Source organism: Variovorax sp. YR216 (assembly GCF_900107745.1).
In the GTDB taxonomy this organism is placed as follows: Bacteria; Pseudomonadota; Gammaproteobacteria; order Burkholderiales; family Burkholderiaceae_C; genus Variovorax.
The window spans coordinates 125,178-149,198 of the sequence record NZ_FNRO01000011.1; the positions used below are offsets into that span (position 1 = coordinate 125,178).

19 protein-coding genes are annotated in these 24,021 nt (G+C 67.2%); 11 read left to right on the forward strand and 8 right to left on the reverse strand.

The window, feature by feature from the left end; translation table 11 throughout:
- Positions 1-53: 53 nt before the first annotated feature.
- A complete protein-coding gene (gene xopAW, locus BLW05_RS23885; protein WP_093166050.1) occupies positions 54-983 on the reverse strand; it encodes a XopAW family type III secretion system calcium-binding effector in 930 nt (309 codons plus the stop codon).
- Positions 984-1,199: 216 nt separating this feature from the next.
- Between xopAW and BLW05_RS23890 the strand changes: the two genes are divergently transcribed.
- Both BLW05_RS23890 and BLW05_RS23895 read left to right on the forward strand, forming a co-directional pair.
- Complete coding sequence (locus BLW05_RS23890; protein ID WP_093166051.1) at positions 1,200-1,952, forward strand: response regulator; 753 nt, start codon at positions 1,200-1,202, stop codon at positions 1,950-1,952.
- Between the two features lie 23 nt (positions 1,953-1,975).
- Positions 1,976-2,995 (forward strand): ATP-binding protein, encoded by a 1,020-nt coding sequence (locus BLW05_RS23895; protein ID WP_256330466.1) that lies wholly within the window; start codon positions 1,976-1,978, stop codon positions 2,993-2,995.
- Positions 2,996-3,067: 72 nt separating this feature from the next.
- Here BLW05_RS23895 and BLW05_RS23900 read toward each other — a convergent pair whose 3' ends face one another.
- The 5 genes from BLW05_RS23900 to BLW05_RS23920 all read right to left on the reverse strand — a co-directional run bounded on the left by BLW05_RS23900 (position 3,068) and on the right by BLW05_RS23920 (position 8,237).
- Positions 3,068-3,844 (reverse strand): MBL fold metallo-hydrolase, encoded by a 777-nt coding sequence (locus BLW05_RS23900; RefSeq protein WP_093166053.1) that lies wholly within the window; start codon positions 3,842-3,844, stop codon positions 3,068-3,070.
- A 152-nt stretch (positions 3,845-3,996) separates the two neighbouring features.
- A complete protein-coding gene (gene bamC / locus BLW05_RS23905) occupies positions 3,997-5,079 on the reverse strand; it encodes an outer membrane protein assembly factor BamC (protein WP_371126966.1) in 1,083 nt (360 codons plus the stop codon).
- 116 nt (positions 5,080-5,195) lie between these two features.
- On the reverse strand, positions 5,196-6,122 hold the full coding sequence (gene dapA, locus BLW05_RS23910) for a 4-hydroxy-tetrahydrodipicolinate synthase (protein ID WP_093166055.1): 927 nt from the start codon (positions 6,120-6,122) through the stop codon (positions 5,196-5,198).
- A gap of 45 nt (positions 6,123-6,167) precedes the next feature.
- Entirely contained in the window at positions 6,168-6,728 is a 561-nt protein-coding gene (locus BLW05_RS23915; protein WP_093166056.1) for a class I SAM-dependent methyltransferase, read from the reverse strand.
- Between the two features lie 291 nt (positions 6,729-7,019).
- Positions 7,020-8,237 (reverse strand): MFS transporter, encoded by a 1,218-nt coding sequence (locus BLW05_RS23920; protein ID WP_093166057.1) that lies wholly within the window; start codon positions 8,235-8,237, stop codon positions 7,020-7,022.
- Positions 8,238-8,376: 139 nt separating this feature from the next.
- On the opposite strand from BLW05_RS23920, the gene BLW05_RS23925 reads away from it, so the two are divergent.
- The 4 genes from BLW05_RS23925 to BLW05_RS23940 all read left to right on the forward strand — a co-directional run bounded on the left by BLW05_RS23925 (position 8,377) and on the right by BLW05_RS23940 (position 14,000).
- Entirely contained in the window at positions 8,377-10,374 is a 1,998-nt protein-coding gene (locus BLW05_RS23925; RefSeq protein ID WP_093166058.1) for a DNA topoisomerase IV subunit B, read from the forward strand.
- A gap of 98 nt (positions 10,375-10,472) precedes the next feature.
- Positions 10,473-11,336: a lytic transglycosylase domain-containing protein gene (locus BLW05_RS23930; protein ID WP_093166059.1), complete on the forward strand. Its 864-nt coding sequence runs from the start codon at positions 10,473-10,475 to the stop codon at positions 11,334-11,336.
- Positions 11,337-11,409: 73 nt separating this feature from the next.
- Positions 11,410-13,791, forward strand: a complete 2,382-nt coding sequence (gene parC / locus BLW05_RS23935; RefSeq protein WP_093166060.1) for a DNA topoisomerase IV subunit A — start codon at positions 11,410-11,412, stop codon at positions 13,789-13,791.
- A 23-nt stretch (positions 13,792-13,814) separates the two neighbouring features.
- Positions 13,815-14,000 carry a hypothetical protein gene (locus BLW05_RS23940; protein ID WP_093166061.1) on the forward strand — a complete coding sequence of 62 codons (186 nt, stop codon included), beginning with the start codon at positions 13,815-13,817 and terminating at the stop codon, positions 13,998-14,000.
- Positions 14,001-14,006: 6 nt separating this feature from the next.
- Here the strand turns inward: BLW05_RS23940 and BLW05_RS23945 are convergent, their stop codons facing one another.
- On the reverse strand, positions 14,007-15,620 hold the full coding sequence (locus BLW05_RS23945) for a sulfatase-like hydrolase/transferase (protein WP_093166062.1): 1,614 nt from the start codon (positions 15,618-15,620) through the stop codon (positions 14,007-14,009).
- A gap of 234 nt (positions 15,621-15,854) precedes the next feature.
- On the opposite strand from BLW05_RS23945, the gene BLW05_RS23950 reads away from it, so the two are divergent.
- Together BLW05_RS23950 and BLW05_RS23955 are read left to right on the forward strand one after the other, a co-directional pair.
- A complete protein-coding gene (locus BLW05_RS23950) occupies positions 15,855-19,418 on the forward strand; it encodes a patatin-like phospholipase family protein (RefSeq protein WP_093166063.1) in 3,564 nt (1,187 codons plus the stop codon).
- Between the two features lie 86 nt (positions 19,419-19,504).
- The gene (locus tag BLW05_RS23955; protein ID WP_093166064.1) at positions 19,505-19,822 is read left to right on the forward strand and encodes a hypothetical protein; all 318 of its coding nucleotides are present in this window, start codon (positions 19,505-19,507) and stop codon (positions 19,820-19,822) included.
- A 169-nt stretch (positions 19,823-19,991) separates the two neighbouring features.
- On the opposite strand, the gene BLW05_RS23960 is transcribed toward BLW05_RS23955, so the two are convergent.
- Positions 19,992-21,689, reverse strand: a complete 1,698-nt coding sequence (locus BLW05_RS23960; protein ID WP_093166115.1) for a hypothetical protein — start codon at positions 21,687-21,689, stop codon at positions 19,992-19,994.
- Between the two features lie 147 nt (positions 21,690-21,836).
- Here BLW05_RS23960 and BLW05_RS23965 point away from each other — a divergent pair, with 147 nt between their 5' ends.
- Genes BLW05_RS23965 through BLW05_RS23975 form a run of 3 tightly spaced genes read left to right on the forward strand, consistent with a single transcriptional unit; the run spans position 21,837 to position 24,008 of the window.
- Positions 21,837-22,508 (forward strand): amino acid ABC transporter permease, encoded by a 672-nt coding sequence (locus BLW05_RS23965; RefSeq protein ID WP_093166065.1) that lies wholly within the window; start codon positions 21,837-21,839, stop codon positions 22,506-22,508.
- A gap of 5 nt (positions 22,509-22,513) precedes the next feature.
- Positions 22,514-23,167 carry an amino acid ABC transporter permease gene (locus tag BLW05_RS23970; RefSeq protein ID WP_093166066.1) on the forward strand — a complete coding sequence of 218 codons (654 nt, stop codon included), beginning with the start codon at positions 22,514-22,516 and terminating at the stop codon, positions 23,165-23,167.
- Positions 23,168-23,210: 43 nt separating this feature from the next.
- Positions 23,211-24,008 (forward strand): transporter substrate-binding domain-containing protein, encoded by a 798-nt coding sequence (locus tag BLW05_RS23975; RefSeq protein WP_093166067.1) that lies wholly within the window; start codon positions 23,211-23,213, stop codon positions 24,006-24,008.
- Positions 24,009-24,021 lie beyond the last annotated feature (13 nt).

Genomic DNA, 24,021 nt, shown 5'->3' on the forward strand with positions numbered 1-24,021 from the left:
CTGCCCGGAAGAACAAAGGCCGCCCATGGGCGGCCTTTGTTCTTCCCGACCGATCAGGTCGTGATGTCGATCGTGCCGCCTTGCGTGGGCGCCACCGATTCGCCGGCCACCTGCGCATAGGCGCGCTGCACCAGTTCCACCAGCCTCGCACTGCCCAGGGCGCCTTGCGCTGACACGTCCGTGGAGTTGACTTGGTCACTCAAGGCCTGGATGAAGGCGTTCGACTCGGCGCTGCTGATCTCGGAGTCGCCATCGGTGTCGATCGCCTCGAACAGCGCTTGCACTGCGTCAGTCGACGCATTGCCCGCCATCCGCTCTTCCAGCGACACGACGCCGTCCTCGTTGGTGTCCAGCGGGTCATAGGTCGTGACGCCCGAGACGGCGCCACCACCACCGCCGCCGCCCGCGCCACCCGCCGGCGGTGTACCGCCCGGGGCCTGCGCGGTCTGCGCACCTGCCTCGGGGCGTCCGGCGTCGAATTCGCTTTGACTCAGGCTGCCGTCGCCATCGGTGTCGAGCTTGGCGAACAATTCATCGCTCTTGGTCGTGTCCGTGCTGCCGGAGGCGCTGTCCGCCTCGCCGTCTGGCGTCATCTTGGCCAGGAAGATCTGCATCTCGACCTTGCTGACCAGGCTGTCGCCGTCGGAGTCGATCTTGGAAAACAGATCGTCCGATCCGCCTGTGCCGCCACCGTCGGGCGGGGGCGGCATCATCCCTTGCATGCCTTTGGCCAACTCGTCGCTGGACAGGGTGCCGTTGCCGTCGCTGTCCATCTTGGTCAACAGTTCGGCGGTGCTGCTACTGTTGGTGAAGCCAGTCTTCTCGGCCACGGCGTCGAGCACGCCCTGGAGTTCGGTTTGATCGACGCCGCCGCTGCCGTCTGCATCGGCCTTGGCGAACATCTTGGCCTGCATCAGACTGCGCATGGCGCTCATATCGGACCAAGCGCTGCTGGTGCCGCCGATCCCGCTGATGGAACTCATGGTGAGGATCCTCCTAGTTCATGGTTGAGTGAAACGTCGTGCCCACCGGGCAGTGGGCAGCGACGCCCGTGATTCTTGAGAGGCCTCGTAAGCAGCGTTTGTCGGCTTTGTACCAGGGCCGATACGAAAGGCGTTTTCAGTGCGGGAACAAGGGGCGATTTACCCGCTTGATCGGGCTTTGAAGCCGAACCGGTGCTGACTAGACTCTTTGACGCCATGAGTCCATCGAGCAGCCGGCAGCCGCAAATCCTGATCGTCGACGACGACGAAGGCATCACCACGCTGCTGCACGACTACCTGGCCCGCTTCGGCTTCAAAGCCCATGTGGCCAACCACGACACGGCCATGCGCGCGCAACTGGCCGCGCACCCCATCGACCTGATCGTGCTCGACCTGATGCTGCCCGGCACCGATGGCCTGGCGCTGGCCCGCGAGGTGCGCCAGAGCGCGCACATCCCGATCATCATGCTCACCGCGCGCTCCCATCCGTATGACCGCGTGCTCGGCCTCGAGTCCGGTGCCGACGACTACATGAGCAAGCCTTTCGAGCCGCGCGAGCTGGTTGCCCGAATCCAGACGGTGCTGCGCCGTGCCGGTGGCGCGCGGCACGCGGCTGATCCGGAGATCCGCGGCAACGTCGTGCTCTTTGACGGCTGGGCGCTGCACCGCGACGACCGATGCCTGGTTTCTCCTGCCGGCCTGATGGTGGCCTTGTCCAACGCCGAGTTCCGTCTGCTCTTCACCTTTCTACAGATGCCGCGGCGCTTGTTCAGCCGCGACCAGCTCATGGAGCAGGCACGTGGGCGCAGCATGGAATCCTTCGACCGCAGCATCGACCTGTTGGTGTCCCGGCTGCGCCAGAAGCTTGCCGATGATCCACGCGAGCCGAAGATGATCAAGACGATCCGCGGGGCCGGCTACCTGTTCAACGTCCGCTCGGTACAGGGCCAGGTCGCCTGGCAGATTTGATGCCACGCCCCTGGACCCGCTTCTTGCCCAGCACATTGCTCGGTCGCCTCGCGCTTCTGCTGTTCGTCGCCGTGCTGGTCAGCCACGTCCTGGCCCTGACGCTCATGTTCGAGCTGCGCCCGGAGCCACCGCCCGGCCACCGGATGCATGAACCTCATCCGCACGGCCCGCAGCCTTTCCCCGGGTTCTTCATGGACGTCGGCGTCCGTCTGGGCGCACTGATGCTGGCGGCCTGGATCGGCGCGCGCTGGCTTTCGCAGCCGATCAAGCAACTGGCCGCCGCTGCGCGCGAGATCGGCCTGGACATCCACCGCCCGCCGATGGTCGAAAACGGCACGGTCGAATGCCGCGCGGCCACCCGCGTCTTCAACCAGATGCAGGCCCAGATCCGTCGCCAGCTCGATGAGCGCGATCGCTTCGTGGCGGCGGTGTCGCACGACCTGCGCACACCTCTGACGCGCCTGGCCCTGCGCGCCGAAGGCCTGGCCGACACAGTGCAGCGGCAACAGTTCAGGCAAGACATCGTCGAGATGAACGACATGATCACCGCGACGCTGGACTACCTGCGCGGCGCCGCCGCCCCTGAGCCCTTCGCGCCGCTGGACGTCGCGTCGCTGCTGAACAGCCTGGCCGACGACCGGCAGGGCTGCGGGCAGGACGTGCGCCTGACGGCGGATTCGGCTCGGCCGATCGAGGCGCAGACTTCGTCGCTCCGACGCTGCGTCGACAACCTGGTCGAGAACGCCGTGCGCTACGGCGGCCAGGCTCGCATCCGGCTGAGCGACCACCCCGATCGCCTGTGCATCGAAGTGCGCGACGAGGGTCCCGGCATTCCCGCGGTTGAACTCGAACGCGTGCTGGAGCCCTTCTACCGGCTGGAAGGCTCGCGCAACCGCAGCCACGGCGGCGTGGGCCTGGGCTTGTCGATTGCACAGGACATCGCGCGCCGGCATCGCGGCACCCTCGAGCTGCGCAACGGCGAGCAGGCCGGTCTGGTCGTCACGCTGACCCTGCCGCGCCTCGTCGCCACCTCGGCTCTTTAGTGCACCACGAGGCGGTGCCGGGGCAGCCGGCGTGCGCTGGCGACCGAACGGGGTGCGATTACGTCCGCGGAACTAGACGTCGAGCCAGGGTGATCCGTCCGCCGCGGTGGCGGTGAGCATTTCGTCCTCGCGCGCGCCGAGTGCCTCGGCCATGATGCGGCGAACGATCTCCGGCCTGTTGTTCTGCTCGCTCAGATGCGCGGCGAGCACATGGCGAAGTCCTCCGTGCGTGACGGTGCGCGCGATTTCCGCGGCTGCGGTGTTCGACAGATGGCCATAGTTGCCGCCGACTCGCTGCTTGAGAAAGGGTGGATACCGGGAGCTTGCGAGCATGTCGCTGTCGTGGTTGAACTCGAGCAGCAGTGCATCGAGGCGCATGAGCCGGCCCAGCACATGCGGCGTCGCGTGTCCCAGATCGGTCAGGACGCCGAGGCTGCGCGCACCATCGGTGCAACGCAATTGAAGCGGCTCGCGCGCATCGTGGGGCACGGTGAAGGGCTGGACGAGCATGTCGCCGACCACGATGTCCACGCCATCGTGCGCGAGCTGGAGTCGCCCTTCGAAATCGCGGCCACCGGTGGCGAGCCAGGTTCCTTCGCTCATCCACACGGGAATGCGTTCACGGCGCGACAGCGTGTGCGCGCAGCCGATGTGATCGGCGTGCTCGTGCGTGATGAAGACGGCGTCGATATCGGCCGGTGAAAGACCGGCTCGTGCAAGCCGGACTTCGAGATGACGCAGCGTGAAGCCGCAGTCGATCAGAAGCCGCGAGGTCCTGCCGCCGCTGGTCGCCTCGACCAGCGTGGCGTTGCCCGTGCTGCCGCTGCCCAGGCTGCGAAAGCGCAGCATGGCTGTCTAGGCCGCCGGGCCGTGAAGCGATCCGGCCAGCGAAGCGGGGCCCGTTCGTGGAATCCCGCGGAACCGGCTTTGCCGGGCCGCTGGGATTGCCCCCGGTGAGGGGGTGGAGAGCGACACGACGTGCGCGAGCCTGGGGGAGAGTGTCACTTCAGATCGTCGGCGATGACCTGGACGATGCGCTTGGCGTTGGCCGAGCTGTCAGGCGCACCTGAACCGTCGAGCACCGACACCGTGCTCGAATTGCCCGAGCCCTTGACCAGGATCCGGAATTTGAGCGGCGCCTCGGTCTTGCCCGAGCCGAAAGTGAACAGCTTGCCGAAGATGCCCGGCTCGCTCTTGTTCGGATTCGGCGGAACGTAGCGCACGAAGTAGGTGCCGGCCGTGCGGTCGCGATCCTCCACGGTGAAGCCGGTGCGATCCAGCGCAAGGCCGACGCGGCGCCACGCGCGCTCGAAGCCTTCGCTGATCTGGACCACGGGCTGGCCGTTGACATCGGCGATCTTGGATGTCTGGATGGGGGCGCCGGCCGCGACGATGGCCTTGGACTGCTCTTGCGAAACGCCGAGCTTGACCATGAGGCGACGAAGGAACTCGGCCTCGAGCTCGGGGTCGCTCGGTCGGGGCTGCCACATGGTGGCGTCCTGGCGGGCGGTGCTGTAGACCTCCTGCATCCCGCGGTGGCTGACGAAGATTTCGGTGCCGTTGGAGGTGCGCTCCATGCGCGTGCGGAAGCGGTCGAGTTCGCCGGTCGAATAGAGCGAGTCCATGAACTTGCCCAGCGTGCTGCGGATGACGTCCTGCGGCAGCTTGGCGCGGTTCTCGGCCCAGTCGGTTTCCATGATGCCGAGGTTGCGTTGCTCGGTGGTGATCAGGAAGCCGCTCTCCTGCCAGAAGTCCTTGACCGGATCCCAGAGTTGCTCGGGGGTGCGGTTGATGACCAGCCAGCGCTGCGAGCCTGCGCGCTCCATGCGAACGTCCCCGACGGAAGAGACGGCCGTCGGCATGCCCGGTGCGTTGGAGAGGCCGGCCTGATAGGTGTTGGCCGAAACCGCGCCGCCGGGAATGGCGTAGCGGTTGTCGCGCGAGAGCTGCGACAGGTCCGGCGGCACCTCGAGCGTGGGTGCCTTGCCCGCGCTCTTGTAGTCGATCTTGTCGCTTTCAAAGGTCGAGCATGCAGCAAGACTGGCGACCACGGCCAGCAGCGCGAATCGCGAAATGGTGTTCAACGTCATCTTCTTTCTGGGAATGTCTAGCTCAACGGATGGGCTGCATCGCCCGCAGTTTCAGAGCGCAGCCGGAGCAAAAGGTTGCCCGCATTCGCGAACTGCGCGGTAAAGATGGATCAACCCTTGAGGAGCCCGGTCGCTCGCAGCGCGGCCTCGACGACCGGACGGCTGGCTTCGCCAAGCTCGGTGAGGGGCAGGCGCAACGCGCCGCCGCACAGCCCGAGCCGTGCCATGGCCCACTTGACAGGGATGGGATTGGGTTCCACGAAAAGGTTGCGATGCAGCGGCATGAGCTCGAACTGGATCTGCATGGCACGCTTCACGTCGCCGGCAATGGCCGCCACGCACAGCTCGTGCATCTTGCGCGGCGCCACGTTGGCGGTGACGCTGATGTTGCCCTGGCCGCCACACAGCATGAGCGCAACGGCCGTCGGGTCATCGCCCGAATAGATGGCGAAGTTCTTCGGGACTTCGCGGATGAGCCATTGGGCCCGTTCGATGTTGCCCGTGGCTTCCTTGATGCCGATGATGCCAGGCACCTTCGCGAGGCGAAGCACCGTGTCGTGCGCCATATCGGCGACCGTGCGGCCGGGCACGTTGTAGAGCACGATGGGCAGGTCGCCAACGGCCTCGGCGATCGCCTTGAAGTGCTGGTACTGGCCTTCCTGCGTCGGCTTGTTGTAGTAGGGCACCACCTGAAGCTGGCAATCGGCGCCGACGCTCTTGGCGAACTTGGCGAGCTCGATGGCTTCCTTGGTGGAGTTGGCGCCGCAGCCGGCCATGACGGGGACGCGGCCCTTTGCCTGTTCGACCGAGACCCGGATGATCTCGCAATGCTCTTCGACGTCGACCGTCGGCGACTCGCCGGTGGTGCCGACCACGCCGAGGCAATCCGTGCCTTCGTCGATGTGCCAGTCGATCAGCCGGCGCAGGGCGGGGTAGTCGACGCTGCCGTCGTCATGCATCGGCGTGACGAGGGCGACGATGCTGCCTGTGAGTTGCTCCAAGGGGAATCTCTTTGTCGGTGGACGAAAAGCGAACATTCTACTGATCCGCCGTTGCTTGCGGCTCAGGGCCGCCCCGGGGCCTCAGCGGGCGCCGAGCGGGTGGCGGGGTGGCAAGCCGCCCGGCTGTGCCCCCGGTCGCCAGGCGGCAATCCGCTGGACGAAGCGGTCCGGCTCGGCCAGGAAGCCGTTTTCGTAGGCGACCACTCGCAGGCCGGCGCAGGCTGTCAGCAATTCACCCGGCTGCAGGAGGAAATCGGCCCGGGAGGGTTTTCCGATCGTTTCGTTGCCCGCCGCGAAGGTTTCATAAAGCAACACGCCGCCCGGTGCCACGGCCGCCACGATGTCTGTGAGCCGGGGCCGCCAGAGGTAGTTCGTGACGATCACCCCGCCGAACTGCTGGTCTGGAAATGGCCAGGGACCGTTTTCGATGTCCGCCAGAAGCGTCTGTCCATACGGCGCGGCGGCATCCAGCGCCTCCTGCGACCGGTCGACACCGGTGGCCGCATGGCCCCGTTGGGCCGCGAAACGCATGTGCCGTCCGGAGCCGCAGGCGACGTCCAGGACCGTTGCGCCCGGCGCCAGGAGATGCCACCAGCGCTCGATCCAGGGCGAGGGCGCGAGGGAAGCGTGGTTCAAAAGCAGGCCCAGAGCTGGTCGATCATCGTCACGAGGAAGGCCGGTTGCGTGTAAAGCGCGAACACCCCCGCGAGTACGACGGCTGTTGCACCCAGGCAGCCGGCCCGGATGACACGAAGAAGGACTGGCCTCGACAGCGACATCTCAGAACGCTCCCGAGTTGAGTTCCTCCCACGAGCCACGACGCAGCCGAGGCCAGGAACCCCGCGGAACCGGCTTTGCCGGGCCGCCGGGGTTGCCCCCGGAGAGGGGGTGTCCGAGCCACACGAAGTGGGCGAGGCTGGGGGTGAGTTCCATCTATGCGGGCTGTGCGGCCGGGCGCGCGATGGCGCCTTCCTTGACCGGCAGGTTGATCAGCGCCGCGAACACCCCCAGCGCGATCGCGATGTACCAGACGATGTCGTAGCTGCCGGTCCGGTCATAGAGGTAGCCGCCGAGCCAGACGCCCAGGAACGAGCCCACCTGATGGCTGAAGAACACGATTCCGCCCAGCATCGAAAGGTGCGCCACGCCGAAGATCTGCGCCACGATGCCGCTGGTCAGCGGAACGGTCGACAGCCACAGAAAGCCCATCACGGCCGCGAAGACATAGACGGTGAAAGGCGAAATCGGCACGAGCAGGAAGAGCGCGATCGCCACCGCCCGGGTGATGTAGATCGCCGCGAGCAGCTTGCGCTTGGCCAGCCGGGCACCCAGCGAGCCGGCGACGTAGGTACCGAAGACATTGAACAACCCGATCAGCGCCAGCGCATAGCTCGCCACCTCGGGCGACAGGCCCTGGTCGCGCAGGTAGCTCGGCATGTGCACGCCGATGAACACCACCTGGAAGCCGCAGACGAAGTAGCCGGCCGTCAGCAGCATGAAGCTCGGATAGCCGAAGGCTTCACGCATCGCCTGGCCGATAGTTTGATGGCGGCGCACCGCAACCGAATCGTGGCGCGGCTCGCGCAGCCCGAAAGCCAGCGGCACGATCATGAGGACCATGGCGGCCAGCACGACCAGCGAGGTGTGCGCGCCGAGGCGGGCGATCAACTGGCCCTCGACCGGCACCATCAGGAACTGGCCGAACGAGCCGGCCGCGGCCGCCACGCCCATGGCCCAGGACCGCTTTTCGGGCGAGATCTGCCGGCCGATCACGCCGTAGATCACCGCGTAGGTCGTGCCGGCCTGCGCCGCGCCGATCAGCACGCCGGCCGTGAGCGCAAACATGAACGGCGTGGGCGAAAACGCCATCCCGAGCAGGCCCAGCGCATACAGCACCGCGCCGGCCACCAGCACGCGGAACGCGCCCAGCTTGTCGGCCAGCATGCCGGCGAACACGCCGATCAGGCCCCACGAGAGGTTTTGCACCGCGATCGCGAACGAGAACGCCTGCCGCGACCAGCCCTGTTCCTGCGTGATCGGCTGCAGCCACAGGCCGAAGCCGTGGCGGATCCCCATCGACAGCGTGACGATCATGGCCCCGCAGACGAGGACCTGCTTGAGGCTGAGAGGCTGGCTGGCGGAGGGATTCATGGCGGGCAATGTACCGAAAAGCCGCTGGCGGCGCCGGCCTGAGGCCAAAAGCGATTATTGATATTTGCGCATCGCATTGATGAGGCGAAAGCGGCGACCCGCCCCGGCGGACCAGGCCGTCGCCCTAGAATCCCGCGCCATGGCAAGCAAGGAACCAGGCAGTTACGGGGAAGCGTCCATTCGCGTCCTCAAGGGCTTAGAGCCCGTCAAGCAGCGGCCGGGCATGTACACCCGGACCGACAACCCGCTGCACATCATTCAGGAAGTGCTGGACAACGCCGCCGACGAGGCGCTCGCGGGGTACGGCAAGAAGATCAAGGTCGTGATCCACACCGACGGCTCGGTGAGCGTGGAAGACGACGGCCGCGGCATTCCGTTCGGGCTGCATCCCGAGGAGAAGGCGCCGGTCGTCGAGCTGGTGTTCACCCGGCTGCACGCGGGCGGCAAGTTCGACAAGGGATCGGGCGGCGCGTACAGCTTCTCGGGCGGTTTGCACGGCGTGGGCGTCTCGGTGACCAACGCGCTGTCGAAGCGCCTTGAAGTCACCTCGTACCGCGAGGGCTCGGTCGCGCAGATCGCATTCGCGGCCGGCGACGTGGTCGAGAAGCTCAAGGTGCGTCCGCAGGAAAGCGCCGCCGCCTCCAACGGCGACGGGCCGCGCGACCGCCGGCAGGGCACCACGGTACGCGCGTGGCCCGATGCGTCGTACTTCGAGTCGGCTGTGCTGCCCATTCACGAACTCACGCACCTGCTGCGCAGCAAGGCGGTGCTGATGCCCGGCGTCTCGGTCACGCTGGTGGTCGAGAAGACCAAGGAAACCCAGACCTGGCTCTACAAGGGCGGCCTGCGCGACTACCTGATGCAGACGCTCAACGGCGACCCGGTGATCCCGCTGTTCGACGGCTCGGGCCATGCCGACAAGAACGCCGACAACTTCGCCGAAGGCGAGGGCGCCGATTGGTGCGTCGCCTTCACAGAGGACGGCCAGCCGGTGCGCGAGAGCTACGTCAACCTGATCCCGACCAGCGCCGGCGGCACGCACGACAGCGGCTTGCGCGACGGCCTCTTCAACGCGGTCAAGAGCTTTATCGACCTGCATTCGCTGCTGCCCAAGGGCGTGAAGCTGCTGCCCGAGGATGTGTTCGCGCGGGCTTCGTACGTGCTCTCGGCCAAGGTGCTCGACCCGCAGTTCCAGGGCCAGATCAAGGAACGCCTCAACTCGCGCGATGCGGTGCGGCTGGTGTCCAGCTTCGTGCGGCCGGCGATGGAGCTGTGGCTGAACCAGCATGTGGACTACGGCAAGAAGCTCGCCGAACTCGCCATCAAGGCAGCGCAGACCCGTCAGCGCGCCGGCCAGAAGGTCGAGAAGCGCAAGGGCTCCGGCGTGGCGGTGCTGCCCGGCAAGCTGACCGATTGCGAAAGCCGCGACACCGCGCACAACGAGGTCTTCCTCGTCGAGGGCGATTCGGCCGGCGGCAGCGCCAAGATGGGCCGCGACAAGGAATGTCAGGCCATCCTGCCCCTGCGCGGCAAGGTGCTCAACACCTGGGAGGTCGAGCGCGACCGTCTCTTCGCCAATACCGAGATTCATGACATTTCGGTCGCGATCGGCGTCGACCCGCACGGTCCCGACGACACGCCCGACCTCTCGGGCTTGCGCTACGGAAAGATCTGCATCCTGAGCGATGCCGACGTGGACGGCTCGCACATCCAGGTGCTGCTGCTCACGCTGTTCTTCCGCCATTTTCCGAAGCTCATCGAGGCGGGGAATGTGTATGTGGCGAAACCGCCGCTCTTCCGCGTCGATGCACCGGCGCGCGGCAAGAAGCCGGCCTCGAAGGTCTATGCGCTGGACGAAGGCGAACTCACCGCCATCCTCGACAAGCTGCGCAAGGACGGCGTGCGCGAAGGCGCATGGAGCATCAGCCGCTTCAAGGGGCTGGGCGAAATGAGCGCGGAGCAGTTGTGGGAAACCACGCTGAATCCGGACACGCGGCGCCTCCTGCAGGTGCGGCTCGGCCGCTTCGACGTGCAGGGCACGCAGGGCGAGATCACGAAGCTCATGGGCAAGGGCGAAGCCGCGGCGCGCCGCGAGCTGATGGAGCTGCGGGCCGATGACGTCGAAATAGATATCTGATTCGCGCCGCCGTCTCCCGCACCGGTGTCGAACATTTTGTGACGGTGCGGACCACGTGCGTTTACCGGGCGCGGGCATAGTGCCGCATGGCGAAATCGATGAGGTTTTCTGGATGGATCGCTGCGTTGCTGTCGGCACTCGTGCTGGCAGCTTCGCCGCAGGCCGCCCGGGCGACGGACATCTTCGGTTACGTCGACGAGAAAGGCGTGGCGCATTTCGCGTCGGAAAAGCTCGACGAGCGCTACCAATTGTTCTTTCGCGGCGGGCAGAGCTTCGACACCTCGAACGGCCTCGGCCGGGGGCGCGGCGGCCCGATCAACGGCACGGTGCCGCGCGCCTCGCAGGCGCTGGTCTCCATGTTCGAGGCGTCGCCGAGCTACAGGCCTGCACAGGGCGCGATGCGTGAAGCCGCGCGACGCCATTCGATCGACTACGAGCTGCTGCAGGCGCTGATCGCGACCGAGTCGGGCTTCGATGCGCAGGCCGTCTCGCCCAAGGGAGCGCTCGGACTCATGCAGGTCATGCCGGCGACGGCGGAGCGCTACGGGGTGGCGGCGGACAAGCGCGCCTCGATCGAGAAGAAGCTCTTCGACCCGCGCGTCAATATCGCCACCGGCGCTCGCTACCTGCGCGACCTCATGGGGATGTTCCCCGGTGATCTCGAACTCGCGCTGGCTGCCTACAACGCGGGCGAAGGGGCGGTGCAACGCGCGGGCAACAGGATCCCCAACTACCGTGAGACGCAGAATTACGTGAGCACGGTGCTTCAGCTCTATGCCTATCTCAAGCCTTCGGCCGCGATCGGCCGAGGCAAGGCGCCGGCGCGCATCCGCATGGAAATGGGTGTGCCGGTGGGCGGTGCCCTCGGTCGTGGCAATATGCCGCCCGACGCACGCAGCCGCCCGGCCATGCCGGAGCTGCCCGAGGTGCCGATGACCGTACCGGCGGAGCCGGCGCCGTGATTTCCCGAATTTCCCCAAAGGGTGAGCGTGCCGAAGTGCACTGACCCGACATCTTTTTCACTTTCCTGTTCCCATGGACCAACCCACGCTCGATTTCCAGAGCCCTGAAGACGATGGCGCGTTGACGCTGGCCGACTATGCGCAGACCGCGTATCTCGAATACGCGCTGAGCGTCGTCAAGGGGCGCGCCCTGCCCGATGTGAGCGACGGCCAGAAGCCGGTGCAGCGACGCATCCTCTATTCGATGTCGCGCATGGGCCTGGGCTTCGGCGGCGCCAATGGCACCGTCGGCGCCAAGCCGGTGAAGAGCGCGCGCGTGGTCGGCGACGTGCTCGGCCGTTTCCATCCGCACGGCGACCAGGCCGCCTACGACGCGCTGGTGCGCATGGCGCAGGATTTCTCGCAGCGCTATCCGCTGGTCGACGGCCAGGGCAACTTCGGCAGCCGCGATGGCGACGGCGCCGCGGCGATGCGCTACACCGAAGCGCGCCTCTCGCGCATCACCAGCCTCCTGCTCGACGAGATCGACGAAGGCACGGTCGATTTCATCCCCAACTACGACGGCTCGACCGACGAGCCGCGCCTGTTGCCGGCGCGGCTGCCCTTCGTGCTGCTCAACGGCGCGAGCGGCATCGCGGTCGGCCTCGCGACCGAGATCCCGAGCCACAACCTGCGCGAAGTGGCCGACGCCTGCGTGGCGCTGATCAAGTCCAACGGCAAGCTGAGCGACGAAGAGTTGTTTTCGTTCGTGCCGGGGCCGGACTACCCGGGCGGCGCGCAGATCATCAGCAGCGCGGCCGAGATCGGCGAAGCCTATCGCACCGGTCGCGGCTCGCTCAAGGTGCGTGCGCGCTGGAAGATCGAAGAACTCGCGCGCGGCCAGTGGCAGGTGGTGGTCAACGAACTGCCGCCGGGCGTGAGCTCGCAGAAGGTGCTCGAGGAAATCGAGGAACTCACCAACCCGAAGGTGCGCGCCGGCAAGAAGGCGCTGACCGCCGAGCAGACGCAGCTCAAGGCGGCCGTGCTCGCGGTGCTCGACGGCGTGCGCGATGAATCGAGCAAGGATGCGCCGGTGCGCCTCGTGTTCGAGCCGAAGACCTCGAAGATCAGCCAGGAGGAATTCATCGGCACGCTGCTGTCGCAGACCTCGCTGGAGACCTCCTCGTCGATCAACCTCACGATGGTCGGCATCGACGGCAAGCCCACGCAGAAGTCGCTGCGGCAAATACTGAACGAGTGGATCGCGTTCCGCGAAGTCACGGTCGAGAAGCGTTCGCGGCATCGCCTGGGCAAGGTGCAGGACCGCATCCACATCCTCGAAGGCCGGCAGATCGTCCTGCTGAACATCGACGAGGTGATCGCGATCATCCGCGCCTCCGACGAGCCGAAGGCGGCGCTGATCGCGCGCTTCAACCTCAGCGACCGGCAGGCCGAGGACATCCTCGAAATCCGCCTGCGCCAATTGGCGCGCCTCGAAGCCATCAAGATCGAGCAGGAGCTCAAGAGCCTGCGCGAAGAGCAGAAGAAGCTCGAAGACATCCTCGCGAGCCCGGCCGCGCTGCGCCGCCTGCTGGTCAAGGAAATCGAAGCCGATGCGAAGAACTTCGAAGATCCGCGCCGCACGCTGATTCAGGCCGAGAAGCGCGCCGTGGCCGAAGTGCGCGTGGTCGACGAGCCGGTGACGGTGATCGTCTCGCAGAAGGGCTGGGTCCGCACCCAGAAGGGCTGGGCCAGCGAGCGCGCGGCGGGATCCGCGCCGCCCGAGTACAGCTTCAAGTCCGGCGATGCGCTGTATGGCGCCTTCGAGTGCCGCTCGGTCGATACGCTGCTGGTCTTCGGCACTGCCAAGGACAAGGGCGTGCGCGTGTACAGCGTGCCGGTGGCGTCGCTGCCGGGCGGCCGTGGCGACGGCCAGCCGGTCACCACGCTGATTGATCTCGAAAGCGGAACGCACGTCGCGCACTACTTCGCGGGACCGCTCGGCGCGAACCTGCTGCTGTCGAGCAGCGGCGGCTACGGCTTCATCGCGGCGGTCGAGAACATGATCTCGCGCCAGAAGGGCGGCAAGGCTTTTGTCGACGTGGGCGAGGGCGAGCAGCTCTGCCAGCCCTCGCTGGTCGGCGGCGCGGGTGGCGCCGAGCCGCTGCCGGCGGCCACGCATGTGTGCTGCGCGTCGACGGGCGGACGCATCCTGACCTTCGAGATCGGCGAACTCAAGGCGCTGCCGAAGGGCGGTCGCGGCTTGACGCTGATCGATCTGGAAGCCAAGGACACGCTTGCGGGTGCTGCCGCCTACACGCGCAGCGTGAAGATCGAAGGCATCGGCCGCGGCGGCAAGGAGCGCGAGGAAACGCTGGAGATCCGATCGCTCAACAATGCGCGCGCCGCCCGTGCGCGCAAGGGCAAGGCGGCCGATCTCGGCTTCAAGCCGGCAAGCGTCACGCGCGTGCAGTAACGCGCGCGAACGGAGACACGTGCATGGAAATCGGCATCCTCGGTCTTGTCATCGCGATCGTGAGCGGGATCGCGAGCTTCGCGCTCGGGCGTTGGTTGTCCAAGCGGCGGCGCGAGGGCAAGGCGCACAAGGCGCGCGCGGCTGAATACGCATCGCAGAGCCGCCAGGTGCGGCGCGCGCGCGAACGTCAGCAGCAGCGGCGGCGCTGACCCTCGTCAGTCGGTGAAGGAACGCACCTGCAGTGGCAGGGCGGGCGGCTCCCAGCGGTAGTCCGCGGCCAGTACGTTGCGCGCTGGCTGCCGGCCCTCCCATTGCAGGTGCAGCAGATCGGCCAGCGTCCAGCCGACCCAGTCGGCACGGAACGGGCGTTGTGCGATCTCCGTCGCCATCGGCAGCGGCTGGTCGCTCTGCCACACCACGGTGGGGATGCGGTAACCCGACTCGGTCGCGGGGCTGTGGCCCGCACGATCGGTGCCGTGGCCCACTTCCTGTCCGTGGTCGGACAGGTACATCCACGCCCGGTATGCGTCGCCGCGGCCGATGGTGCGGGTGAGCTGCAACGTCTCCGACACCACGAAGTCGTGGTACAGCAAGGCCGCGTCGTACTCCTGCCGGAAGCGCCGGACCCACGCGGAGCGACCTTCCTCGATGAGCCCCGCTTCCACCGCGTCGACCTGATCGTCGAAGGGGTTGTGGCCCTGCGGAAAGCGAAGGCTGTAGTGCGGATGCGCGCCCAGCAGGTGCACCACGATGAACTTGCGCTCCGCCGGGTCCTCCAGCGCTTCCTGCACGCAGTCGAGCAGTTCGCCGTCGAGCGATGCGCTGGCGCGACCGGGCGTGCGGTTGACGAAGTCGACCACGTCGGCGAGGCGCGCGTGCTGCTGCTCGATCGCGATGTCGTCGTGGTTGCTCATCCACCAGACCTTGTAGCCGGCGGCGCGCGCCAGCGCGAGCAGATGCTGCGCGTTGCCGCTTTCGGGCTGGCCGAAGCCGAACATGTTGCGCAGCGCGGGCAGCGTGCTCGCATCGGCAGACCATGCATTGCGCAGCACCAGCATCCGGTCGCCCTGTTGCTTCCGATGCGCGACGAGGCGCGGGGTGGTCGCGCGGCCATAGCCGTAGAGCGCCATGTTGTCGCGGTTGATGCTGTCGGTGACGACGAGCACGACGGTGGACGGGCCATCGCGTGTGATCGCTGGCGCGGCGATCCGTGCGCGCGCCAGCGCCTCTTTGCGGCCGCGTTCTTCATCGGCCCAGCTCGCGCGCAAGGTCTGGATCGATTGCGCCCAGCCCGCCCAGAACACCACCGGATGCAGACGCCGCCATGGCTTGCTCGCATAGGCCGCGGCGCAGACCAGGAGCGTCAATGCCAACAGGAGGATCGCACCGCGCGATGGGCGTTGCGGCGCGCGCCGACCGTGCCGCGCGAGCCGCCAGACGCATGCGCCGGCGGTGAGCAGTGCGACGCTCCACAGCACCGCGGTGCGCCAGTGCATCGACAGGTATTCGCTCGTCTCCCGTGCATTGGAGTTGGCCGCCGCGCCGAGCACCAGCGCGCCGTCCGGGGCCGCCTGGTAGGCGTCCAGCAGATAGGCGCGTATCGCACCATCGAGCGCGAAGGCCATCACCCACAGCCACACGGCGATGCGGCGAAGCCAACGCACGGCGCCGCTGCGCACCGGCCATGCGAACCACGCGAGAAGCGGCAGCAGCAACACCAGCAGCTGCGCCACTCGCCGCCCATCGTGCCCGAGGACGATGAACAGGCCTGCGATCCCCGTGATCGCGGCGATGGCTTGCCAGGGCTTTGGGGTCGATCGGATCGGCATGGGCTTGCGTGCAGGCTTGGACGAAGCCGGATTCTGAAACTCGCTCGTTGCGCGCTGCAGCGCATTCAGGGCTGGCGCGAAGGGCTATCGGAGCCAGGGCCGCCAGCGCGCACGGGTGCGCGCGGCTCGTGCGGTTGTGCACCGTGATTGCCCGCCCGAAGCCATAGACCTTTCGCTCCATTGCTGCGCCGCGCAAGGCATGAAATATTGCGTCGCAGAACGACGAGGAGCGGCATGGACGACACCATCCAGCAGCTGGTAGGAGAGCGCCGCCGCGCGCTCCACGGCGTCGACGATGGTCATCGCCCCTGGGGGCTCGCGCTGTCCGGCGGAGGCATCCGCAGCGCCACCTTCTGCCTCGGCCTGCTCAAGGCGTTGGCCGGACATCGGCAACTGCTCAAGTTCGACCTGGTCTCGACCGTCTCCGGCGGCGGTTACATCGGCGCGACGATCGGCCGCCTGTGCACCGACGCCAAGTCGCCGGACGACGTGCGCGAGATCGAGCGGGCGCTGGGTGACGTGGACCGCGCGCGCTTCGGCTGGTGGCTGCGCGCCAACGGCCGCTATCTCATTCCGGGTGGATTGCGCGACACGCTCTTCGCAGTGGCGCTCTACCTGCGCAATCTCCTGGGCACGCACATCGAACTCGCGATCGCGGCGAGCCTGATCGGCATGGTGCTCGCCGCGACCAACCTGCTGCTGTGGGATGCGGTGTTCCGCGCGGTGGACCTCAACAGCGTGCCGCCCGACACGGTCAGCAGCGTCACCGACCTCGACGCCACGCAGTACGTGCGGCTGCTCGTGGAGTGGGCGACGCAATGGCCGACCTTGTGGTTCACGCTGGTGGGGCCCTTCATCGCTTCGGTCGTCCTCGCATGCGCGTACTGGTCGGTGCGCGACAAGCCGTCGAACGCTTCGATGCTGCTGCAGATCGGGATGTGGCTCGCGCTCGGCATCGGCGCGAGCCTGATCGGTGGGCCGCTGGTCCAGCGCTACAGCGGGCCGGTGTGGATCACGCCGGCTTTCGTCGGGTTCTCGATGTGCTGGGTCGTCGCGCTGGTCTGGGTGTTGTTCAAGAGCCACCGGAAGGCGCCGGCCGCGATGCGCAACGAGCTCACCGACCGGCTGGCCTCGGTCATCAACACCGCGCTGCTGATCGTGATGCTGGGCCTGCTCGACCGCAGCGCCTGGTGGCTCGCGGCGGAAGACTCCCAGCAGCGCGTGTCCTATGGCGCGGTGCTTCTGGTGTTGGCCGCCGCGCTGCGCGGCGTGCTGCCGATGCTGCTGTCTCACCGGCAGGAGATTCCGGGCGTCGGCAAGTCGGTGATGCTCACGATCGCGAGCCTGCTGGGCCTGGCGCTGGCCTTCTGTCTGGCGGCATGGTGGATCGGCGTCGTCTACAGCGTGGCGCTGCTGCCGGTGTTCACGCCCGCGGGGCTCGACTTCACGCGCGGCTGGGCCTGGCTCGGCACCATCGCGGTGATCATCGGCAGCTACGCAATCGTGACGGGGCGCAACTTCGCGTTCCTCAACGTGTCGTCGCTGCACATGTTCTATAAGGCGCGCATCGTGCGCGGCTATCTCGGCGCGGCGAATGCGCGGCGGCTCGGTGCGAGCCCCGTGGACCAGGTCTCGGGGCTGGAGCCGCCCCAGGTGCCGGTGGGCGAGGTGGACCCGCACGACGACATCTCGCAGTTGCGCTACGCGCCGCATGTGCACGGCGGCCCGGTGCACCTGGCGAACATCTGCATCAACCAGACGCACAGCACCAAGGACAAGCTCTTCAACCGCGACCGCAAGAGCCAGCCGCTCACCGTCGGCCCCCTGGGCTGGATGCAGGCCGGTGGCGCGCACTGGACGCAGGCGCATGGCGACGGCGCGCTCACGCTCGGTGCATGGACGGCGATCTCGGGCGCGGCCTTCGCGCCCGGGCTCGGGCGGTTGACGAAGCGCGGCCTCGCGACGCTCTCGGTGTTCGCCGGATTGCGGCTCGGCTACTGGTGGAACAGCGCGGACGCCGGCATCGTGCAGCGCGGGGCGGTGGTGCATTCGAGTCCGCTGCTGATGAAGACGCGCTTCCTGCTGCTCGAATGCTTCGGCGCGTTTCCGGGCAGCAGTTCCGCCAATTGGTACCTGAGCGACGGCGGCCATTTCGAGAACACCGCCGCGTATGCGCTGCTGCGGCAGGAGGCCGCGCTGATCGTCATCGCGGACTGCGGCGCCGATCCCGACTACCGCTTCTGCGATCTCGAGATCCTGATCCGTCGCGCACGCATCGACCTCAATGCCGAGATCACCTTCATGAAGCCTCGGCCGGGCGCGGACTGGAAGCACCTCGAAGCCTTCGGCTCGCTCAACGACCTCGCATCGCCCAGCAGCCAGGCCTGCCTCGCGCTCGCGCAGGTGCGCTATGCGAGCGGCGCCACAGGGCAGATCGTGCTGGTGAAGCCGAACGTCTCCGCCTCGCTGCCGGTGGACCTGGTGAACTTCAAGGCGGCCAATCCGCTGTTCCCCCAGCAGCCGACCACCGACCAGTTCTTCGACGAGGCGCAGTGGGAGAGCTACTTCCGCCTCGGCTCGGAAATCGGCAACCGCCTGGAGGAGGAGATGCTCTCGCACGTCGCGACGGGCGCTGTCGGCCTCTTCGTGCCCGACGACGGGCAGCCGGATTCGACGCCGCACGCGGTCAAGGCTGGCGACAAGGACAGCGCGACCGCCGCGGCGGTGGGCTCAATGAGCCGGCTGCAGGCACGCGTGCTGAAGGCCGGTGCGGTGACTGCCTCGATCGGCATCGGCACCGCCGCGACTTTCGGCGTGGCCGCCTGGCAGGGCATCGACAGCTGGCGTTCGCAACGGGCGGATCAGGAGCGCTCGGAGAATGGCGCCTTCAAGGACCTGACCGAGCGCTGGGCGCACCTGCACAGCGGCAACGGCAGCGGCGATGCGCCCGCGCTGCTGGCCGCGGAGCTGCTGCGCACGGGCGACCTGCTGTGCCGCGAAGGCAGCGACAACTTCATGGCCAGGTTCCGCTTGTCGGTGCGCATCGTCGACGATGCCAAGCAGGCGTGCGGCAACGAGGTGGCGGGCCAGCGCTCGCCCGCATGCCTGCGCCTGCTCGATCCGGGCAACGGCATCGATTGCCTGCAGCCCGCGCAGGCGCCTCCGTGCGCGCCGCGCTACTGGGCGCGTGACTACTCCGGGCAGACCGGCTCGAAGCAGAACTGCAGCGGCACCTTGCCCGAGCCCTGGCCGGTGGCCGTGTGGGTGCGCGACGTGCTGACCGGACGCCGCGGCGAGGAAACCCAGGTGGCGGCGGCGCCGCCGCCCCCGCCGCCGCCCGTGGCGCTTCCGGGTGCCGTCGCGCCGCCGGCCTACGCGCCCGCGCCCGTATTGCCTGACGGCAGTGGGTTGCCGACGGGATCGCCAGCGCCGGCGAAGCCACCGTCCGATGCCTGCGCGGGCGCGGTGGTCTATATCCAGACCTACGGCACCGCGTTGCGCGACAAGGCGCGCAACTGGCGCGGGCCCTGGCGTGCGCTCGGCGCGTCGGTGCCGCCGATCGAAGATGTGCTGAGCACCTCGCGCCGCGCGGGACGCGCGCCGCCGGTCGGCCACCCTGATCCGACAGTGGTCATCCGCGAAGAGTCGTCCCGAGCCTGCGCGCAGGCGCTCATCCAGACGGCGAACTCGCCCACCGGTCAGCCCTGGGTCATCAAACTTCTGCCGCGGTCGGTCAAGGCCGATCCGGGCGCGATCGAAGTCTGGCTGCCGCGGACCAAGGACGCGGCAGGTAACTGAGCGCGAGCGCGCGCCATTCACCTGCGCGGGTGATGACAGCGCTTCGGCGGAGGAGTCCAATCGTCGGTGATCCCAGGAGGACGGCCATGGACACATCACCGATCGCAGGCTTTGTGGCCGCTTGCGCATTGATCGCCGCGTGCGAGTCGCAACCGGCGGTGATCTTCGTGGCGAACGGCGGCGAGTTCAATGTGCTCAGCCTGACCGACGAGCAGGACGTCTGCGATGCACCGGCCCGTCTCGGCTACCTGACATGGTGGGACGGTGCCACGCTGCGCGGCTGCTGGGTGCGCGACGGTGGGCATATCCGCATGCGGATCACGGACCTCGACGACCTGCGCATTCCGGTCGGCGACTTCCGCCGCACCGAGATCGCGGAGTACCGCAACCGAACGCTGGACTGAACCTAGGGCCTGTTCACACTACTTTCATAGTGCCCGAAGGGTTGCCCCGCAAAGGCGGCGTCTGCGGCGTTGCAAATCCTCGCCGGGCAGACAGCCCGGCTGCGGTTTGCGCCTTGCAGCCACCCCCTTTGCGGGGCAACGGGCACTATGAAAGTAGTGTGAACAGGCCCTAGTCCCCGCCCGGCCGCCACACCCGCGCGAGCACGCCGAGCTTGGTGCGGAAGGTGGCGCGCTCATCGGACAACACGTCGATGAAGTCCGACAGCCGCTTCGACTTGATCATCGTGTAGAACGTGAGCCAGGTCGTGAGCACGAAGACGATGCCGAACCATGTCAGCTTTTCCCAGAGCGGCGCATCGGCTTCCGCCAGCAGGTTCATGCCGAGGAAACCGGTAGTGACGGTGCCGATGAGCCCGAACAGCGTGACCACGGTGAGCCGCACGACCGTGTTCGCCTGGCGCCGGAGGCTGTCGGCGTCGAGGTAGGTGTTCATGTCGGCGATGCGCTCCTTGACCTCCTCGTAGAGCGGATCGAGCCCGAGATGCGTGGTGCACAGGTGCGACAGCGCGCGCACCTGCGCCTGCTCCGAGATCTCGTGGAACCAGTAGCGGTGCGTGAAGCGCAGGAAGCCCTCGAAGCACGCGCGGATCGCGCGCTTGAAATACTTGACGCTCGTGACGTCGTGGATGTCGAGCCGGCGCAGCGCTTCGACCAGCCGGTCCGAATACATCAGCAGCGCGGCCTTCTGGAAGTGCGCGATCAGGAACAGCAGGAAGTGCTGGTGCCGGAACTGCGCCAGCACGCCGCGGTCGCGGCAGCAGAAGAAATCGGAATCGGCCTGGCCCACCACGATGAGCGCGCGGCCGTTGCACAGGTAGCGCGTGTTCGGTGCGGCGCCGGCGTTGACCCAGAAGCGGTCATAGCAGTAGCGCTGCTCGAAGTCGATCATCAGGTCCTCGCCGAAGGGCAGGGGGCCGCTGCCCGACACCGCCGGTTCGGCCGCGCCGGAGACGAGTGCGAGGCGCACGAAATCCGCGCGCGACAGCCGGCGCGGATCGTCGAGCGCGAGGTAGGCCATCACCGGCATGCGGTAGTACTCGATTTGCCGGTACCGCAGTTCGCCGGCCTCGTCGGAATGGTCGAGCGCCAGCGGCCGCATGAGCCATGCCCAGTGCGCCGCGGTGCGCGGCGCGCGGTGCTCGGCCACGTGCGACAGAAAGGTCTCGCGCTGCTGCGCATCGGAGGCGGCCAGCACCTGGCCATCGGCGCCGAGCCATTCGACGCTGTGCATGCAATGCAGCGCCGCGCCGTTTGCGTCCCAGCCGCCGGGATAGGCGCGGCCGAAGCGGTAGAGGATCTCCTGCGCCATCGGCAGGCTCAGCATGTCGGCGCCGACCTCGACATTGAGCATCACCACATCGACGTCGAAGAAGAAGTAGAGATCGACGTGAACCACCTGGAGCGTGACGGGCGCATCGCCCGCATGGGCCTTCACGCGCACCGCGGCCACGTCGCTGCGGCGGAAGACGCGCATCGGCGAATCGCCTTCGGGATTGGCGGCGCGGCCCTTGCGGCCATCACCGTAGAGAAAGCGCTGAACGTAGGGCAGGAAGCTCACGAACTCGTTGTAGTGGCGCTCGTGAAAGCGGTCGCTGCTGCCGGTGTATTCGTCGATCTCTTCGCGCCAGGGCGATGCGTCGCCCATGTCGCGCAGCACCTGCCATGGGCCTCGCCGTGAGGGCCGGGGTCCGCGTGTCGTCATCAGACGCACAGGCCACAGCAGGTTCTGGCGCAGGTGGTGCACGGTGGGGGCGCTCTCCGGGCCTGCTTGCTGTGTTCTTGCCTCTGTTGTTGTGTTGACCAGCATCGCGCCAGTGTAGGCATCCATGTGTCCTAGGGGAATCCCTATGTCGGTGCTGAAACCGGTTTCACATATACTGGCGCGGCCCGCGATGAAGTGCGTTTTTCGCGGGATGCACCAATTGCGAACACGCACTCAAGCCCTGTTTCCTTCGTGAACTACCAATTCCAGTTCGACGCTGTTTTCGCCGCCTGGCCGCTGCTGCTGAAGGGCACCTGGATCACGATCCAGCTCTCGCTCGTGGCCACCGCGCTGGGTCTCGTGGTCGCGATCTTCTGCGCCTGGGGCAAGGTCTCGGGGCCGAAGTGGCTGCGCTTCGTCATCAACGCGTACATCGAGGTCATCCGCAATACGCCGTTCCTGGTGCAGCTCTTCTTCTTTTTCTTTGCGCTGCCTGCGGTGGGCCTGCGCTGGTCGCCGTACACGGCGGCGCTCACGGCCATGGTGGTCAACCTCGGCGCCTATGCGGCGGAGATCGTGCGCGCGGGCATCGAGTCCATCCCCAAGGGCCAGATCGAGGCGGGCAGGGCGCTGAACCTCAAGGGCTGGGAGATCTTCCGCTTCGTCATCATCAAGCCCGCGCTGAAGGCCATCTACCCGGCGCTCACGAGCCAGTTCATCCTGCTGATGCTGAGTTCCGCGGTGGTGTCGGTGATCTCGGCGGACGACCTCACCTCGGTCGCGGCCAACCTGCAGTCGCAGACCTTCCGCAGCTTCGAGATCTACATCGTGGTCGCGGGCATTTACCTCGCGCTGGCGTTGGCGTTCTCGGCGCTGTTCAAGCTGATCTACAGGCGCACCCTCAACTACCCGGATCGGCGCTGAACACCATGCGGACCTTCGGCTTTCCTGAATTCCTGTTCATCCTCGAGGCGGCCAAGTGGACGCTGGCGTTGTCGGCGATCGCCTTCCTCGGTGGCGCGATCCTGGGGTTGATCGTCGCGCTCGCCCGCACGTCCGAGAGCAAGACGGCGCGCGTGCTGTCCACCGGCTTCATCCAGATCTTCCAGGGCACGCCGCTCTTGCTGCAGCTCTTCCTGATCTTCTTCGGAGCGCCGGTGCTCGGCTTCGACATCAATCCGTGGATCGCGGCGGGCGTGGCGCTCGTCCTGAACAGCGCGGCCTTCCTCGCCGAGATCTGGCGCGGCTGCATCGAGGCGATTCCGCGCGGCCAGTGGGAGGCGGCGCATGCGCTCAACCTCAGCTACACCGCGCTCATGCGCGACGTGGTGCTGCCCCAGGCCTTCAAGATCGCGCTGCCGCCGACGGTGGGCTACGTGGTGCAGATCATCAAGGGCACCTCGCTCGCGGCCATCATCGGTTTCACCGAAGTCACGCGCGCCGGGCAGATCATCAACAACGCGACCTTCCAGCCGCTGCATGTGTTCACGACCGTAGCGGCGATCTACTTCCTCATCTGTTGGCCGCTGTCGCTGCTCGCGGCTCGCATGGAGCGGCAGCGCGCCCGCACCCTTGCCCGCTGAATTTCTCTTTTCCAGTTCCCGTTCTCAACTCAGGAGACTTCGCATGATCCGTTTGACCACCCGCCGCGCTGCCATCGCAGCCCTGGGCCTGGGCGCCGCACTCACCGTGTTCGCACCGCTCGCTTCCGCGCAGTCCGTCGCGGACATCAAGAAGAAGGGCGAGATCACCATCGGCATGCTGGTCGACTTCCCACCCTACGGCACGACCAACGCGCAGAACCAGCCGGACGGCTACGACGCCGACGTGGCCAAGCTGCTCGCCAAGGACTGGGGCGTGAAGGCCAACATCGTGCCTGTGACGGGCCCGAACCGCATTCCCTTCCTGCTGACCAACAAGGTCGACCTGCTGGTCGCCTCGCTCGCGATCACGCCCGAGCGCGCGAAGCAGGTGCAGTTCTCGCAGCCCTACGCGGCTGCGACCATCGTGCTCTACGGCAAGAAGGCGCTCCCGATCAAGAGCGCCGCCGACCTGAAGACAGTGCGCGTGGGCGTGGCCCGCGCCAGCACGCAGGACGTGGCCGTGACCAAGGCCGCGCCGGAAGGCACCGAGATCCGCCGCTTCGACGACGATGCTTCCGCCATGCAGGCGCTGATGTCGGGCCAGGTCGATGCGATCGGCGCTTCGACCACCGTTGCTGCGCAGATCGCCAAGCGCGTGCCGGCCGACACCTTCGAAAACAAGTTCACGCTGGTGCAGCAGAACATGGGCATCGCGATGCGTCCCGGCCAGGACGACCTGCTGAAGAACGTCAACGAGTTCGTGCAGAAGAACACAGCGAATGGCGAGCTGAACAAGCTCTACCAGAAGTGGCTGCAGACCGACCTTCCGAAGCTGCAGTAAGCGCCCAGGCGAA

Excerpts from the sequence above, each read along its gene's own strand:
- xopAW (WP_093166050.1), bottom strand. The coding sequence starts at position 983 with ATGAGTTCCATCAGCGGGATCGGCGGCACCAGCAGCGCTTGGTCCGAT.
- BLW05_RS23890 (WP_093166051.1), top strand. The coding sequence starts at position 1,200 with ATGAGTCCATCGAGCAGCCGGCAGCCGCAAATCCTGATCGTCGACGAC.
- BLW05_RS23900 (WP_093166053.1), bottom strand. The coding sequence starts at position 3,844 with ATGCTGCGCTTTCGCAGCCTGGGCAGCGGCAGCACGGGCAACGCCACG.
- dapA (WP_093166055.1), bottom strand. The coding sequence starts at position 6,122 with ATGTTCGCTTTTCGTCCACCGACAAAGAGATTCCCCTTGGAGCAACTC.
- BLW05_RS23920 (WP_093166057.1), bottom strand. The coding sequence starts at position 8,237 with ATGAATCCCTCCGCCAGCCAGCCTCTCAGCCTCAAGCAGGTCCTCGTC.
- BLW05_RS23925 (WP_093166058.1), top strand. The coding sequence starts at position 8,377 with ATGGCAAGCAAGGAACCAGGCAGTTACGGGGAAGCGTCCATTCGCGTC.
- BLW05_RS23930 (WP_093166059.1), top strand. The coding sequence starts at position 10,473 with ATGAGGTTTTCTGGATGGATCGCTGCGTTGCTGTCGGCACTCGTGCTG.
- parC (WP_093166060.1), top strand. The coding sequence starts at position 11,410 with ATGGACCAACCCACGCTCGATTTCCAGAGCCCTGAAGACGATGGCGCG.
- BLW05_RS23940 (WP_093166061.1), top strand. The coding sequence starts at position 13,815 with ATGGAAATCGGCATCCTCGGTCTTGTCATCGCGATCGTGAGCGGGATC.
- BLW05_RS23945 (WP_093166062.1), bottom strand. The coding sequence starts at position 15,620 with ATGCCGATCCGATCGACCCCAAAGCCCTGGCAAGCCATCGCCGCGATC.
- BLW05_RS23950 (WP_093166063.1), top strand. The coding sequence starts at position 15,855 with ATGGACGACACCATCCAGCAGCTGGTAGGAGAGCGCCGCCGCGCGCTC.
- BLW05_RS23955 (WP_093166064.1), top strand. The coding sequence starts at position 19,505 with ATGGACACATCACCGATCGCAGGCTTTGTGGCCGCTTGCGCATTGATC.
- BLW05_RS23960 (WP_093166115.1), bottom strand. The coding sequence starts at position 21,689 with ATGCTGGTCAACACAACAACAGAGGCAAGAACACAGCAAGCAGGCCCG.
- BLW05_RS23970 (WP_093166066.1), top strand. The coding sequence starts at position 22,514 with ATGCGGACCTTCGGCTTTCCTGAATTCCTGTTCATCCTCGAGGCGGCC.
- BLW05_RS23975 (WP_093166067.1), top strand. The coding sequence starts at position 23,211 with ATGATCCGTTTGACCACCCGCCGCGCTGCCATCGCAGCCCTGGGCCTG.